Here is a 14,726-nt window from a genome sequence, read left to right on the forward strand (position 1 = left end):
CAAGCGAATTCCGACACTCACCGGCACACGGATTACGGCACCGCCCGTTTGTCACGCGGCGACGAGGTCCCGGCAAACGGGCTCCGCAACACGCGCACGGCCAGCAGCGCGCCGGCGAGCGTCAACCCGGCCGCGGCGAGCAGACCCGCGGTGTACCCGGCGGCCAACGCTGTTCCCGGCGCCGCGCCGACGTCGAGCCGCAACGTCCGCACCGCCGTCAGGACGGCCCCGATCAGCGCGACCCCCAACGCGCTCGAAAGCTCGCGGGACGCCGTGAGCAGCCCGGACGCCCTGCCCGCCTGCCGTTCGGCCACGACGTCCAATGCGTGCGAGGTCAGCGGAGTGGTGAACGCCGAACCGGCCCCGATCAGGAGCAGCCCGGGGAGCCGCGGGAGGACCGCCGGGATGTGGTTGACCACGGCGAGCGCGAGCAGCCCGGCCGCGACCACGCCGAGCCCGGCGGCGACCGTCCGATGTGGACCGTGCCGGGCGACGGACGCCGGGACCAGCGGTGTCGCGGCCACCACCGCGACCGCGACCAGCGCCAGCGGCAGCCCGGCCCGCACCGGGTCGAGGCCGAGGAAGTCCTGGTGCAGCAACGGCGTGAAGAAGACGATGCCCGAAATCCCGAGGCCCCACAGCACCTGCACGGCGAGCGAGCCGGCGAACACCCGGTTGCCGGTCAGCTCGGCGGGCACCAGCCGGGCCGGCGTCCGGCGCTCACGCAGCACGAACACCGCACCGAGCGCGATCCCGGCGGCCAGCAGCGCCACGGCGGTCCGGGGGTGCTCGCCGAGTTCCACCAGCGCCGCGGTGAGCAGGACCAGGCTCGCCGTCACGACGGCCATCGGTCCGCCGGCCGGGCGCGGACCGGCCGGGTCCCGGCCCCGCGGGACCGCCCCCGGCAGCAGGACGAGCATTGCCGCCACGAACGGCAGGTTGACGAAGAAGATCCAGCCCCAGCCCAGGTATTCGCTCAGCAGGCCGCCGAGCGCCGGGCCCAGCGCGAGCGCGGCGGCCAGGCACGCCGTCCAGACGGCGGCGCCGAGCGTGCGGCCCCGCGCGTCGAGGTTGGCCCGCAGCAGGCTCAGCAGCCCCGGAACCAGGAACGCGGCGGCCGCGCCCTGCAGCACGCGGGCGGCGACCAGCAGCCAAGCCGAGCCCGCCAGCCCGCCGGCGGCCGCGCCGAGCCCGAACGCGAGCAGCCCGGCGAGCAGCGCCGGACGACGGCCCCAGCGGTCGATCAGCGTGCCCGCCACCAGCAGCAGCCCGGCGAACGGCAGCATGTAGCCGAGGGCGACCCACTGCAGCGCGCCGAGGTCGAGGGCGAGGTCGCGGGCGATCGACGGGGCGCCGGCCGCGACGATGGTGTTGTCCAGCGTCGTGACGAACGCGCCGAGCGCGATCAGCACCAGGGTCCGCCGCGTCATCGTCCGCTCCCCACCAGTTCGCGCGCGACCGGAGCCGGCCGGCGACCCGGGAACCACCAGTTGGCCTCGCCGAACCACGCCATCACCGCCGGGACCAGCACGCACCGGACGACGACCGCGTCGAGGAGCACCGCGACCGTCAACCCCACGCCGGCTTCCCGCACGACCCGGGCGTCCACGAAGGCGAACGCCACGAACACCAGCGCCATGATCAGCGCGGCCGCGGTGATGGTCCGGCCGGTCGCCGCGACGCCGTCGACGACCGCGGCCCGGGTGTCGCCGCGGCGGCGCCACGCCTCCTGGACGCGCGCGATGAGGAAGACCTCGTAGTCCATCGACAGCCCGAAGAGCCCGGCGAACAGGAACACCGGCAGGTACGGCTCGATCGGCGCGCCGAAGGCGAAGACCACCGCGCCGGTCGTCGCGGCCGCCGTCAGCAGGTTCATCACCGCGGCGGTCAGCGGGATCACCACGCTGCGGAACACCCAGGCCAGCAGCAGGACCGAAATGCCGACGACGCTGAAGAGGAACAGCGGCAGCCGCGCGGTGACGGCCGCGGAGAAGTCGGCCCGGGCGGCGACCGGCCCGCCGACGTGCGTGTCCGGGCCGGCGACCGTGGTGGCCATCGCCCGCGTCCAGCGCAGCAGCTCGGTCGTGGCCGGGTCGTCGGGCGCGGTGCGCGGGGTGGCCGTCAGCAGCCAGCCACCACCCGGGAGCGGGACGGGCGGCCCGACCTCGGCGCGGGCGAGCAGGGCCTCGCGCAGCGTGCCGAGCGACGCGTCGCCCGAGCCCACCACCAGCAGCGGAGCGCCGGCGCCCGGGCCGAAGCCGTCGTGCAGCAGCTCCGCGGCCGTGCGCGTGATGCTGCCGGGCGGGTCGAGGGAGGCGTCCGGGACGCCGAGCCGCAACCCGGTCATCGGCAGCGCGAGGACGGCCACGACGAGCAGCGCGGCGAGCGTGTACGGACCCGGCCGCCGGGTCACCGACCGCGCGAGCCGGGCCCAGCGGCGGCCGCCGCCCTCCGCCGGGATCCGCATCCGCCGGGCCGCCGGCCGCAGCAACGCCGGCAGCAGGGTCAGCGCGGCCGACGCCGTGAGCAGCACCGAAACCGCGGCGGCGACGGCGATTCCGTCGAGGAACGGCAGGCCGACGGTCAGCATCCCGGCCAGCGAGACGCACACGGTGACACCGGCGAACACGACGCTGCGGCCCGACGTCGCCGCCGCGACGGCCAGCGCCGCCGCCGGGTCCGCGCCGTCCCGCCGGCCCTGCCGGTAGCGGGTGAGCACGAAGAGCGCGTAGTCCACGCCGACGCCGAGCCCCAGCAGCGCGGCGATCTCGGTGCTGATCGTCGGCACGGTCATGACGTGCGACAGCAGCGTGACCGCGGCGAGCGCGCAGCCGACCGACACCGAGGCGGCGAGAACCGGGAGCAGAACGCAGGTCAGCGACCGGAACGTCACGAACAGCACGAGAGCCGCGGCGAGCAGGCCGATCCCGGCGTTGCCCAGGTTCGGCGCGCCCGCGGTCATCGCGGCGAGCTCCCCCGACGCGCCGGCGGTGAGGCCGCGGGCGTCGCGGACGACGTCGGCGAAAGCGTCCGCCGTGTCCGGCCCGAGGGTCGTGGCCGGCGCGTCGAACCGGACGGTCAGCACCGCGGTCCGCCCGTCGGGCGACACCCGGCCCGGCGGCGGGCTGACCGCCACGACGTGGGGGAGCGCCGCCAGGCGGGCGGCGAACGCTTCGAGGTCCACGCGGCCCGCGCCGCGGTCGATCGGGCCGTCCAGGGCCTGGACGACGACGCTTTCCTCGCTACCGGTGCTGTGCAGCAGCCTCGCCGCCGCGGTGCTGTCCGCGGCGGGCAGGTCGACCGTGTCGCGGAAGTCCGCGCCCTTGTGCAGCGCGGCGAAGCCGAGCCCGGCCAGCGCCGTCAGCCACAGCGCGGCGACCACGACGGCGTGGCGGAAACACCAGGAAACGACCCTCGTCATCCCGTTCTCCCGCCGCGCATGGTTGATCACGCTAACAACGGAATGGCCCGCGAAGATACGGTTCCGGCTCACAAATCGAATTCCGGAAACCCTTGCGCCGGTGAGTGTTCCGCCGTTTGTCGGACGCGTGACAAATCCGCGCGCGGGCCTTGGTCCTCGCATGACAGAACCGGGTCCCGGCGGTTGCGAATCCCGTTTCCGTGTGAGTACATGGCGTCCGCGCCGACGCGGAAAGGGGGGCCCATGACCCGGACGATCACCGTCCCGCACCCCCGTGGCACCGGCCGGGCCCGGCAGCTGTGGTGCTCGCTGCCCACCGAGGTCGCGCGGAGGTTCCGCGCGCACGCCGATCCCCTGTCGCGGCGCATCCTCGAGGAGATCCAGCGGGCCGTGCCCGAGTACGCCAAGCCCCTCGAAGGCGAGTTCGGGAAGATGATCGTGCTGGCGATCGAACAGGCCGTGCTCAGCTGCATCGACAGCATCGACGACTTGCCGTCCACAGAGGACAATTGGCCGAAGCTGTTCCGGGAGGTCGGAAAACGCGTCCACCACGACGGCGGCAGCCTGAACTCGCTGCAGGCCGCCTACCGCGCGGGCGGGCGCGCGGCGTGGCGGTACATCGCGGAACTGGGCCAGGCCCATCGCTTCCCGGCGGCCGTGCTCTGCGTCGGCGCCGAGGCCATCTTCGCCTACGTGGACGAGATTTCGTCGTACTCGGTCGAGGGGTACACGCTGGCGCAGGCGATGGCGACCGGCACGCTCGAGCGCCGCCGGCGGCGGCTGCTGGAACTCCTCCTGGCCAGCCCGCCGTCGTCGCCGGCAACGCTCGTGACCATGGCGAAGGCCGCGAACTGGGCCATGCCGGAGTGGGTCACCGTCGTCGCGCTCGACCCGCGGGACGAGCAGCACCTGGCCCCGGCACCGCAGGTCGCCGGCGACGTCCTGCTCGACCTCGAAGGCACCGAACCGTGCCTGCTGACCCCCAACCCGGACCGCGACCTGCGGGATCTCGAAGGCCGGCTGCCGGGCTGGCGGGCGGCGGTCGGTCCGCGCGTCCGGCCGGCCGACGCGGCGACGTCGGCGCTCTGGGCCCGGCGCACGCTCGACCTGCTGCGCCGCGGCCTGATCGGCGACCGCCCGGTGACGCACACGGCCGACCACCTCGCGACGCACTGGCTGCTGGCGGACCGGTTCCTGCTCGACGAGCTGTCGGCCAAGACCCTGGCGCCGTTCTCGGGCCTGACGGTGAAGCAGCAGGTCCGGCTCGCCGAGACGTTGCTGAGCTGGCTGGAGCACAACGGGAACACGCCGGACATCGCGCAGGCGCTGGGCGTGCACCCGCAGACCGTCCGCTACCGCGTGAGCCAGCTGAGCGACCTCTTCGGCGACCGGCTGGCGGATCCGGCGCAGCGGCTGGAGATCCAGATGACATTGCGGGCGCACCAGCTGCTCGGCACGGAGCCGCCGGGCGAGCACTGACCCCTTGACCACGCGGCGCCTCTCCCGCATGCTGTTAGCGCTAACAATGGGGAGGCCGCCGATGACGCGCACCGAACTCACGCGGGAGTTCTTCGGCCGCGCCGGCGGCACCGACGTCCACCGGTACACCCTCTCGCGGTCCGGGATCACCGTCCGCGTGCTGGACTACGGCGGCGTCATCCAGTCGATCGAAGCGCCGGACCGGTCGGGGCGACCGGCCGACGTCGTCCTCGGCTACCCCGACCTCGAGGGCTACGTCGCGAACAACCGGCCCGGCGCGGCGCGGGTCTTTCTGGGCGCGGTGATCGGCCGGTACGCCAACCGCGTCGCCGGCGGCGCGTTCACCCTCGACGGAGTCCTCCACCGCGTCCCGGTGAACGACGGGAAGAACAGCCTGCACGGCGGGCCCGCCGGGTTCGACACGCGGGTGTGGTCCGCCGCTCCGGTCCCCGACGGCGTGCGGCTCATCCTGGTCAGCCCGGACGGCGACCAGGGCTATCCCGGCCGGTTGAGCACCGAAGTGACCTACCGCCTCGACGACCGGCTGCGCATCACCTACCGCGCGACCACCGACGCGCCGACCGTCGTCAACCTGACCAACCACACGTACTGGAACCTGGCCGGCGCCGGGACCGTGCACGACCACTCCCTCGCGCTCGCCGCGAGCCGCTACTGCGCGGTCGACGAGGACCTGATCCCGGTGGGGGGCCCGGCACCGGTCGACGGGACGCCGTTCGACTTCCGCCGCGCGACGGCGATCGGCGCCCGGCTGGCCGACCCCGACCCCCAGCTGGCGATCGGCGACGGCTACGACCACAACTGGGTCCTCGACAGCGGTGCGCCGTTCGCCGCGCGCGTCTGGGAGCCGTCGTCCGGGCGCCTGCTCACGATGTGGACGACCGAGCCGGGCCTGCAGTTCTATTCGGGCAACCACCTGGGTGATCCGCACACGGGGTTCGCGCTGGAGGCGCAGCACTTCCCGGACTCGCCGAACCGGCCGGACTTCCCGAGCACGGTGCTCCGGCCCGGCGAGGTCTACCACCAGGAGACGGCCTTCGAGCTGACGACGGCGGACGAGCCGCCGGTGGCGTGAGCAACATTCGCCCCTGCTCCGGCGACCCCCGCCGTTACCCTCGCCGGTCATGGGAGACCTCGCCGCCGACCTCGCACCCACCGGCGTGCTGCGCGCCGCCGTCAACCTCGGCAACCCCGTGCTCGCGCACGGCACGCCGGACTCCCCCGGCGGCGTCACCGTCGACATCGCCCGCGAAGTGGCCGCGCGGCTCGACGTGCCGGTGGAGTTCGTCTGCTTCGACGCGGCGCACAAGTCGTTCGAGGCGCTGACCTCGGGCGCGGCCGATCTGTGTTTCCTGGCGATCGAGCCGGCGCGGGCGGCTTCGGTGGCGTTCACCGCACCGTACGTCGTCATCGAAGGCGTGTACGTGGTCCCCGAAAGCTCTTCGTTCGCTTCGCCCGCGGACGTCGACCAGCCGGGCGTCCGCGTCGGCGTGAAGCAGGGCTCGGCGTACGACCTGTTCCTGACCCGGACCCTCGAGCACGCGACGGTCGTGCGCGGCTCGGACGGCGTCACCGTGTTCGAAGAGCAGGACCTGGAGGTGGCCGCCGGGATCCGGCAGCCGATGACCGCCTACGCCGCCGCGCACCCGGGAACGCGGGTGCTCCCGGAGCGGTTCATGCAGATCCAGCAGGCCGTCGGCACCACGCCGGACCGCGACCCGGCGACGGTGGCGTTCCTGCACGAGCTGGTCGAGGAGCTGAAGGCGAACGGGTTCGTGGCCGAGGCGTTGCGCCGCGCGAACCAGCCGGACGCCACCGTCGCTCCTCGAGTCACCGGCGGGGCAGCACCTGCTACGAAACCCCGGACGGCGTGAGCAGGCACACCGGGATGGTCCGGCCGGCCTTGCGCTCGTAGTCCGCGAAAAACGGCGCCCGGCGGAGGACGACGTCGCGCCACAGCCGGTCGCGCTCGGCCGGGTCCGGGACCCGGACGCCGACGTCACGCCCCCGGTCGCCGACTCGCACGTGCGCGTCGGCCGCTGCCCGGACGTTGCGAAACCACTGCGGCTCGCGCTTCGCCCCACCCGCCGACGCGGCCACCAGGTAGCCGCCGTCGTGGTCGAAGTAGGCGACCGGCACCGTGTGCGGGCGGCCGGTCCGGCGGCCGGCGACGGTGAGCAACAGGACGGGCACGTGCTTCGCCGTCCGGCCGAGCCCGCGCCGGTACAGGGCCACCGCCAGCTTGTTCGCCAGGCGCAGCAGCGCGGTCACGACGCCAGCCCCAGCTGCACGCGGAGGGTGTGCTCGTCCCAGAGAGTCCACCGCTGGGTGAACCGGCCCGCCGGGCCGACGCGGTAGATGTCGACGACGTTCACCCGCAGCCGGCCGCCGGTCGCCGGGGGCAGGCCGGCGAACGCCGCGCCGCTGTGCGTGCCGGTGACGGTGAGCCGCTGGGCCAGTGTGTCCCCCTCGACGACCTGCTGCTCGGTGTGCGCGCGCAGGTCGGGGAACGCGCGCCGGATCCCGGCGACGAACTCCGCCAGCCCGGTGACGCCGGTCGTGCGGTCCTCGACCGCCAGGTACTGGACGTACGCGGGGTCGACGAGCTCGGCGATGACCGCGAGGTCGCCCTGGTTGAACAGCTCTTCGGTGATTCTGCGGGCCCGCGCCCGGATGTCGTCGGGTGTCATGCGGGCCAGCCTCGCGCCGGGGCGCCGACGGCACCACGACGTCCGCTCACCGTCGGCTTGACACATTCGCCGCCGCCGCGACGATTCAAGGCCGTGAGCTTTTCCGCCCTGCTCAAGCGGCTGCGCCTGGCCGCCGGCCTGACCCAGGAGGCGCTCGCCGAGCGCGCCGGGGTGAGCCCGCGCGCCGTCAGCGACCTCGAACGGGATCCGCGCCGCATCCCGCGGCTGGACACGGTGCGGCTGCTCGCCGACGCCCTGGCGCTGGCCGAAGCGGACCGCGTCGCGCTGCTGGCGGCCGCGCGCCCGGCGGAACCGCCGCCGGCGGCCACGCCCGGGCCGCCGCGGCTGCTGCCGCCGTTGATCGGCCGGGCCGGGGTGGCCGCCGCGCTCGTCGAACTGCTGGAGCGCGGCGAGACGCGGCTGCTGACGCTCACCGGCCCCGGCGGCGTCGGCAAGACGCGCCTCGCGCTGGAGGTCTTCGAGACCGTCCGCCCGCGTTACCCGGACGGCGCGCTCTTCGCCGATCTCGCGCCGCTGCGCGACGCCGGGCAGGTCGTCCCCGCCATCGCGCACGAGGCCGGGCTGGACGAACGCGGGCCGGTCCCGGTCGCCGATCGGCTGGCCGCCGCGTTCCGCGACAAGCGGGCGTTCCTGCTGCTCGACAACTTCGAGCACCTCGTCGACGCCGGCGCCGACGTGGTGGCCCTGCTCGGCGCGTGCCCGGGCGTGACGGTCCTCGTCACCAGCCGGGTGCCGCTGCGCGTGCGCGCCGAGCGCGACTACCGCATCGCCCCGCTGGAGTCGGGCCGGCCGGACGCCCCGGCCGTGCGGCTGTTCACCGAGCGCGCCACCGCCGCGGGTGTGTCCCTCGAAGCGGACGAGACGGTGGCGCGGATCTGCCGCCGGCTCGAAGGCCTGCCACTGGCGATCGAGCTCGCCGCCGCGCGGACCCGGGTGCTGCCACCGGGCGTCCTGCTCGAACGGCTCGAGCACCGGCTGCCGATGCTGGTCGGCGGGCCGCGCGACCTGCCCGACCGGCAGCGCACCATGCGGGACGCGATCGGCTGGAGCTACCAGCTCCTGTCGCCGGCGGCACAGGCGTTGTTCCGGACGTTGTCGGTGTTCGCCGGCGGGTGCCCGCTCTCCGCGGTCGACGACCTGGACACGCTCACCGAGCTCGTCGACGCCAGCCTCGTCACCACCGGGCCGGACGGCCGCCTCGGCATGCTCGAGACGATCCGGGAGTACGGACTCGAGCGATTGCGGGACTGCGGCGAGGAAAACGCCGCCGTCACCCGGCACATCGAGTTCTTCGCGAGCCTCGATCCCGCGGCGGTCGAGTCCGAAAAGGACAATGTGCGCGCGGCGCTCGACCGGGCCGTCGAGCGCCGGGACGCGACCGCCGCGCTCCGGCTGTGGCTGGCGCTGTCGGGCTTCTGGGCCGACCACGGCCTGCTCCAGGAGGGCGTTCGCGCGGCGACGGCGGTCCTCGCCCTCCCCGGCGACGCACCGGCCCGCATCCCCGCGCTGGCCGAGGCGGCGCGGATGGCGACCGGCATTTCGGCGTTCGAGGAGGCGACGGCGTGGTGCGAGCAGCTCGTCGACCTCGCGCGGCGCACCGGGACCGGGCTGGTGACGGCGCTCAACACCCGCGGCGTGCTCGCGCGGCTGGCCGACCGCTACGCCGACGCGCTCGCCGACCACGAGGAGGCGCTGGCGCTGGCCGAGGCCGCCGGCGACCGAGCGGGGCGAGCCGCGGCGCTCATCGGGACGGCCTACACGCGGTTCTTCACCGGCCACACCGGCGAGGCGATCGAGCTGGCCGAACGTGGCTTGGCCGAGACGCGGGCGGCCGGCTCGGACCGGGAGCTCGCCGACGCGCTGATCCTGCTGGCGTGGCAGGCGATGCACGCGGGCCTGCACGAGCGGGCGCGCGAGCTCGGCATGGAGGGCGTTTCGGTCGCCCGGTCGATCGGCGACCGCAGCCGGGTGGCGGAGGCGTTACGCGGCCTGGGCACGAACGCGCAGCTGATGGGCCGCCACGAGGAAGCGGGCGAGGCGCTGCGGGAGTGCGAACGCCTCAACCGCGACCGCGGCGACGACCACACGGCCGACCAGCTGCTCGCGCACCTGGGCCACCTGGCGATGCTGACGGGCGACCTCGCGGGGGCGCGCGAGACCAGCGTGGTCGCGCTCGAATCCGCCCGCCGCTACGAGGACCGGTGGGCCATCGCGATGTCCACGACCCAGCTGGGCCACGTCGAGCTGGCGGACGGACGGGTCGAGCGGGCCCGCGAGCTGTTCGCGGAGAGCCGGGAGCTGTTCGGGCGGATCGGCAACCCGATGTATCTGTCGTGGTGTTTGGAGGGATTGGCGGGCATCGCCTTGGCAGACGGCGACGAGCCATTGGCGGCCGAGCTGTGCCAGGAGCGGGAGGAACTGCTGAACCGCCTCGACGCGCGGCTGCCGCCGATGAACCCGCCGGGTTTCCAAGCGGTCCTCGAGGCGGTGAAGGGACCGGTGCGGGAGGGATGAGCGCGGGTAGTGAGTGAGAAACGGTGTTCTGACCCGGTTTCACACTCACGAGGGGCCCCGGCAGTCGCGGCGCGCACGGCGGGCACGGCAGTCGCGGCGGGCACGGGCGAGCACGGCGGGCACGGCGGGCACGGCGGGACGGCCGCGAGCGGCGCAGGACCCGCGCAGTCACCACCGCGAACCCGACACCGCCCAGGCTCCTCCCACCGCCGGCTCCGGCCGGGGGCTTGGCTGCCGAACGGTGAGTTCTCGGTGGGTGCGCGTCGTGGTTCGCCGGGGCCGGTCGGCTCAGCCTGGGAACCAGTCCGAAACCCAGGAGGAGACCATGACCCGCACTCCCGTCTACACCACCGGCTACGTCATCTGCGTCGTGCTGGGGATCGCCGACGTCGTCGGGGTCGCCGGCATCGCCATGGACGATGCTCCGCCCGCCGTTGTCGTGATTCTCGGCGGGGTGCTCGGGCTCGTCACCCTCGCCGCGGCCGTGCCGGCCTGGCGGGGCAACCGCGCCGGGCACTTCACCGTCGCCGGTTCGCGGGCGCTGTCCGGGCTGCTCGCACTGCCCGCCTTCTTCGTCGACGCTCCGACCTGGGCGCGGCTGCTCGCCGGCGGCCTGGTCCTGCTGACGATCGTCGGGCTCGGGTTGCTGCTCAGCGGCGCGCCCCGGCACGCGATGGCGCGATGAGCCGCGCCGTGGGCCCGCTCGCCGCCGGGGGCGCGGCGGGCCTGGCCTGGGCCGCCGGGCTGCGCGGCCTGATGGTCGAGGTCGCCGGGCCGGAGTCCGCCGTGCACTGGTACGGCACCTTCGTCCAGATCCTGCTGCCCGGCGTCGTCACCGGCGCGCTGTTCGGCTGGGCCTGGCACACGCGCCGCCGCCGGTGGCTCGTCACGGCGCCACTGGCGTTCCCGATCGCCGTGATCGTCTCGCCGGACACCGTCTCGGCGATCGTCGCGGGCCAGATTCCGTTCAGCGACGGCCTCGGCGGCGGCGCGCTCGCGTTGCCGCTCTTCGGCATGGCGGGCGGCTACGCGATCGCCGGGCGGGGCGCGCCGTGGCGGCGGATCGTCCTCGGGGTGTTCGCCCTGGTGCCGTTGCCCGCGTGGGCGTTCGCGAGCACGGCGATCTCGCCGTCGCTGAGCCTCGCCACCGCCCGCGGCGCCTGGGTCGCGGTGCTGTTCTGGGCCTCGATCGCGACGCTCGCGCTCGGCTGCGCGATCCCGCTCGCCCGGGCCCGGCCGCCGGCGCACGACGGCGTGCCGGCCGTCCCCGCCGACGCCCGCGGTTGAGCACGGAACCTCGCGCATCGCACCTGCGTCGCTACCGTCATCGATCCGACATCGCGTCTTCTCGACGGTCGCAACGAGTGCTACGTTCCTCGTGGTGCAGGTCGACCCGAGGGGTTGCGATGAGGCTTTCTCCCAGCGCGCACACCGACTCGTTCTGCCGTGACCGGCTGCCGCCCGGGCAGCAGTGGCCGCGGCTCGTGTTCGACCTGCCCGAGCTGCACTACCCGGACCGGCTCAACGCCGCAACCGCCCTGCTCGACGGCGCGATCGACCGCTTCGGACCCGACCGCCCGTGCCTGCGGTCGCTCCACGAGACGTGGAGCTACGGCGAGGTCCTCGCCCGCGCCAACCGGATCGCCCACGTCCTCACCGCCGAGCTCGGGGTCGTACCCGGGAACCGCGTGCTGCTGCGGGGCACCAACACGCCGTGGCTGGCGGCGTGCTGGCTCGGCGTGCTCAAGGCCGGGGCGGTCGCCGTCGCCACCATGCCGATGCTGCGGCGCCACGAGCTCGACAAGATCGTCGACCGGGCCCAGCCGGCCGTCGCCCTGTGCGACGAGCGCCTGCTCGACGAGCTGCCGCCCGGGTTGCCCGTCGTCTCCTACGGCGGCGAGCTCGCCGAACGCTCCGCCCGGCATCCGGCCACCTTCGCCGACGCGCCGACCGCCGCCGACGACGTCGCGCTGCTCGCCTTCACCTCCGGGACCACCGGAACGCCCAAGGCGACGATGCACTTCCACCGCGACCTGCTCGCCATCGCCGACACGTTCTCGCGCCACGTCGTGCGACCCACCGCGGACGACCTCTTCTGCGGCACCCCTCCCCTCGCGTTCACCTTCGGCCTGGGCGGCCTCCTCGTCTTCCCCTTGCACGCCGGCGCGTCCGTGCTCCTGGTGGAACGCGCCACGCCCAAGGAACTGGCTTCGATCGTCGCCGAGCAGTCGGTGACCGTGCTCTTCACCGCACCGACCGCCTACCGCGCGATCCTCGGCTCCGGCGACGGCGCCCTCCTCGCCGGCGTGCGCCGCGCCGTCTCAGCAGGCGAAGCGCTGCCCGCCACCGTGGCCGAGCGGTACCGCGACGTCGTCGGCCGCCCGCTCATCGACGGCATCGGCAGCACGGAGATGCTGCACGTGTTCATCTCCGCCGCCGACGAGGCCGCCCGTCCGGGCACGACCGGCACCGTCGTGCCCGGGTTCCGCGCCGCCGTCCTGGACGTCGACGGCACGCCGGTGCCCGACGGCACGCCCGGGCTGCTCGCCGTGCAGGGACCCACCGGCTGCCGCTACCTCGAGGACCCGCGACAGGCCGACTACGTCCGCGACGGCTGGAACATCACCGGCGACACCTACGTCCGCGACGCGGACGGCTACTTCCGGTTCGTGGCGCGCAGCGACGACATGATCGTCTCCTCCGGTTACAACATCGCCGCTCCGGAGGTCGAGGAGGTGCTGCTCGCCCACCCGGACGTCGAGGAGTGCGCGGTCGTCGGCACGCCTGACCCGGACCGGGGCGCGGTCGTGACCGCCTTCGTCGTGCTGCGCGCGGGCGTCACCCCCGGCCCGGAGATCGTGCACGCCCTGCAGGAGCACGCCAAAGCCGTTGCGGCGCCGTACAAGTACCCGCGCCGGGTGCGGTTCATCGACGCGCTGCCGCGCAACGCGAGCGGGAAGCTCCAGCGCTTCCTGCTGCGCGAACACTGACGGGGGTGACGGGCCCGCTGCCGAGGTGGGGTGGCGGTGGGCCCGTCACGTCTGAGGGAGGACATGCCTCCACGATACCCGCCGAATCGAACACCTGTTCGCGTCTCTTCGAGTGAATTACCGCTACGAAAAGTCACCGAAATCCCCGGAAACCGCGCCGCGACAACACTTCCGAGTGACACGCGGTCCGAAATGGACACTCGCGGACCACGGCAAACGCCCCGGAAAGCCCGCCCGGCGCCCGATCACGCGACCGGCCGGAGCGCGGAGACCGGCCGCGCGCCGCGAGCACCGTCGGCGGTAGAACTTCGGACACCGCACTGACCTGCGCCGGAGGAGCATCACCCCGACGCGCCGAAGAGGCGGTGGGAGACCGGGAAACCGGGTCCCATAAAGTCTTCGCGCAGCCATCCGGAGGTGAACGCCCGCGTGCCCGAGGTCGACTACTACGAGGTGCTCGGCGTCCGCCGGGACGCCACGGCGGCCGACGTCAAGACGGCCTACCGCCGGCTGGCGAAGACCATGCACCCCGACGGCGGCGGCACCGTCGGCACGTTCCGCCTGCTCCGCGAGGCCTACGACGTCCTGGGCGACCCGGTCGCCCGCGCGCGGTACGACTCCGGCGGCGCGACCGTGGTGCCGGTCCCGGTCCGGCCGCGGCCCCGGCGGCGCTTCGGCGACGAGCCCGGCTTCGTCCCCGACCTGCCCGAACTCGACGCCGAAGACCTGAGCTGGTGGCACTTCGCCGGGCAGGACACCCGGATGCGCCACGGCCGCCGCCGCGGGCCCGGGCACACGCCCGTGGTCGCCGCGCTCGGCGGGATGGTGCTCGTGCTGCTGCCGCTGGTCACCGGGGTCGGGTTCAGCACGCCGGTGCTCATCGTCTGGCTGCTGCTCACCGCCGGCACCGCGCTGCTCGTCCAGCGCCTGGCCCGCGGCTACCTGCGGGCGAGCCGGGCCCGAGAGGCCTACGCCGAGGAGTTCGGCGGCCGCACCGTCTTCGGCGCCCCCGGCAGCGAGCGCGACGAGCTGGCCGAGCGGCTCACCGCCGACCTGCTCGAGACCTACCTGACCCGGCTGCCCGGCGCGCGGATCTTCCACGGGCTCGCCTGGCCCGGCTCGGTGTTCGCCGACGTCGACCACGCCGTGCTGTGCGGGAAGCGCCTGGTCCTCATCGAGTCGAAGCTGTGGCTGCCCGGGCACTACGAGACGGCCGAAGACGGCAGGCTGCTGCGCAACGGCCGCCCGTTCCGCGGCGGCGGCAGCCGGCTCGCCGAGAGCCTCGCCGCCTACCGCGACCTGCTGCCCGGGGTCGCGCTGCGCGGGGCGATGATCGTGTACCCGAGCCGCAGCGGCGAGCTGACCACGGCCGATCCGGGCGACCTGCCCGCGGCGCCGATGACGCCGGAGGAGTTCCTGCACGAGATCGGCGAGTGGCTGGCCGCCGATCCGTCCACAGTGGATCACCAGGCGCTGCGGACCATGCGCGACCAGGTGGTCGGCGGGGGCGGCCGCGCGGCGTGAGCGCCACGGCCACGTCGGCGGAGTCCGCCGCGGTGCGCTGCCCGGTGGCCGCCGTGCCAGGCTGTCCGC

At 74.4% G+C, this 14,726-nt stretch carries 12 protein-coding genes; 8 read left to right on the forward strand and 4 right to left on the reverse strand.

The window, feature by feature from the left end:
* Positions 1-32: 32 nt before the first annotated feature.
* Both ABFJ78_RS34340 and ABFJ78_RS34345 read right to left on the reverse strand, forming a co-directional pair.
* A complete protein-coding gene (locus ABFJ78_RS34340; protein WP_436391162.1) occupies positions 33-1,430 on the reverse strand; it encodes an MFS transporter in 1,398 nt (465 codons plus the stop codon).
* Positions 1,427-3,421: an MMPL family transporter gene (locus tag ABFJ78_RS34345; RefSeq protein WP_436391164.1), complete on the reverse strand. Its 1,995-nt coding sequence runs from the start codon at positions 3,419-3,421 to the stop codon at positions 1,427-1,429. The genes ABFJ78_RS34340 and ABFJ78_RS34345 overlap by 4 nt, the downstream gene beginning before the upstream one ends.
* Positions 3,422-3,664: 243 nt before the next feature.
* Here ABFJ78_RS34345 and ABFJ78_RS34350 point away from each other — a divergent pair, with 243 nt between their 5' ends.
* The 3 genes from ABFJ78_RS34350 (at position 3,665) to ABFJ78_RS34360 (ending at position 6,792) form a co-directional block, all read left to right on the forward strand.
* Complete coding sequence (locus ABFJ78_RS34350) at positions 3,665-4,900, forward strand: helix-turn-helix domain-containing protein (RefSeq protein ID WP_436391166.1); 1,236 nt, start codon at positions 3,665-3,667, stop codon at positions 4,898-4,900.
* A gap of 61 nt (positions 4,901-4,961) precedes the next feature.
* The gene (locus tag ABFJ78_RS34355; protein ID WP_436391168.1) at positions 4,962-5,993 is read left to right on the forward strand and encodes an aldose epimerase family protein; all 1,032 of its coding nucleotides are present in this window, start codon (positions 4,962-4,964) and stop codon (positions 5,991-5,993) included.
* A 49-nt stretch (positions 5,994-6,042) separates the two neighbouring features.
* Positions 6,043-6,792: a transporter substrate-binding domain-containing protein gene (locus ABFJ78_RS34360; protein ID WP_436391170.1), complete on the forward strand. Its 750-nt coding sequence runs from the start codon at positions 6,043-6,045 to the stop codon at positions 6,790-6,792.
* Here ABFJ78_RS34360 and ABFJ78_RS34365 read toward each other — a convergent pair.
* Positions 6,770-7,189 carry a nitroreductase/quinone reductase family protein gene (locus ABFJ78_RS34365; RefSeq protein WP_436391172.1) on the reverse strand — a complete coding sequence of 140 codons (420 nt, stop codon included), beginning with the start codon at positions 7,187-7,189 and terminating at the stop codon, positions 6,770-6,772. The genes ABFJ78_RS34360 and ABFJ78_RS34365 overlap by 23 nt on opposite strands.
* Positions 7,186-7,608, reverse strand: a complete 423-nt coding sequence (locus ABFJ78_RS34370; RefSeq protein WP_436391174.1) for an ester cyclase — start codon at positions 7,606-7,608, stop codon at positions 7,186-7,188. Before ABFJ78_RS34370 ends, ABFJ78_RS34365 begins: the two co-directional genes overlap by 4 nt.
* Before the next feature lie 93 nt (positions 7,609-7,701).
* On the opposite strand from ABFJ78_RS34370, the gene ABFJ78_RS34375 reads away from it, so the two are divergent.
* From ABFJ78_RS34375 to ABFJ78_RS34395, 5 genes are all read left to right on the forward strand, one after another.
* Complete coding sequence (locus ABFJ78_RS34375) at positions 7,702-10,143, forward strand: ATP-binding protein (protein ID WP_436391176.1); 2,442 nt, start codon at positions 7,702-7,704, stop codon at positions 10,141-10,143.
* 325 nt (positions 10,144-10,468) lie between these two features.
* On the forward strand, positions 10,469-10,828 hold the full coding sequence (locus tag ABFJ78_RS34380; RefSeq protein ID WP_436391177.1) for a hypothetical protein: 360 nt from the start codon (positions 10,469-10,471) through the stop codon (positions 10,826-10,828).
* Positions 10,825-11,430, forward strand: coding sequence for a hypothetical protein (locus ABFJ78_RS34385; protein ID WP_436391179.1), 606 nt, complete (start codon positions 10,825-10,827; stop codon positions 11,428-11,430). Before ABFJ78_RS34380 ends, ABFJ78_RS34385 begins: the two co-directional genes overlap by 4 nt.
* A 119-nt stretch (positions 11,431-11,549) precedes the next feature.
* The gene (locus ABFJ78_RS34390; protein ID WP_436391181.1) at positions 11,550-13,133 is read left to right on the forward strand and encodes an AMP-binding protein; all 1,584 of its coding nucleotides are present in this window, start codon (positions 11,550-11,552) and stop codon (positions 13,131-13,133) included.
* 429 nt (positions 13,134-13,562) lie between these two features.
* Entirely contained in the window at positions 13,563-14,657 is a 1,095-nt protein-coding gene (locus ABFJ78_RS34395; RefSeq protein ID WP_436391183.1) for a J domain-containing protein, read from the forward strand.
* The last annotated feature ends 69 nt before the right edge of the window (positions 14,658-14,726 follow it).

The organism is Amycolatopsis sp. MEPSY49, assembly GCF_051337345.1.
Classification (GTDB): Bacteria; Actinomycetota; Actinomycetes; order Mycobacteriales; family Pseudonocardiaceae; genus Amycolatopsis.

Bases quoted from the DNA above. Each gene is read 5' to 3' on its own strand.
- ABFJ78_RS34380 (WP_436391177.1), top strand. From the start codon at position 10,469: ATGACCCGCACTCCCGTCTACACCACCGGCTACGTCATCTGCGTCGTG.
- ABFJ78_RS34340 (WP_436391162.1), bottom strand. From the start codon at position 1,430: ATGACGCGGCGGACCCTGGTGCTGATCGCGCTCGGCGCGTTCGTCACG.
- ABFJ78_RS34355 (WP_436391168.1), top strand. From the start codon at position 4,962: ATGACGCGCACCGAACTCACGCGGGAGTTCTTCGGCCGCGCCGGCGGC.
- ABFJ78_RS34370 (WP_436391174.1), bottom strand. From the start codon at position 7,608: ATGACACCCGACGACATCCGGGCGCGGGCCCGCAGAATCACCGAAGAG.
- ABFJ78_RS34385 (WP_436391179.1), top strand. From the start codon at position 10,825: ATGAGCCGCGCCGTGGGCCCGCTCGCCGCCGGGGGCGCGGCGGGCCTG.
- ABFJ78_RS34360 (WP_436391170.1), top strand. From the start codon at position 6,043: ATGGGAGACCTCGCCGCCGACCTCGCACCCACCGGCGTGCTGCGCGCC.
- ABFJ78_RS34390 (WP_436391181.1), top strand. From the start codon at position 11,550: ATGAGGCTTTCTCCCAGCGCGCACACCGACTCGTTCTGCCGTGACCGG.
- ABFJ78_RS34345 (WP_436391164.1), bottom strand. From the start codon at position 3,421: ATGACGAGGGTCGTTTCCTGGTGTTTCCGCCACGCCGTCGTGGTCGCC.
- ABFJ78_RS34350 (WP_436391166.1), top strand. From the start codon at position 3,665: ATGACCCGGACGATCACCGTCCCGCACCCCCGTGGCACCGGCCGGGCC.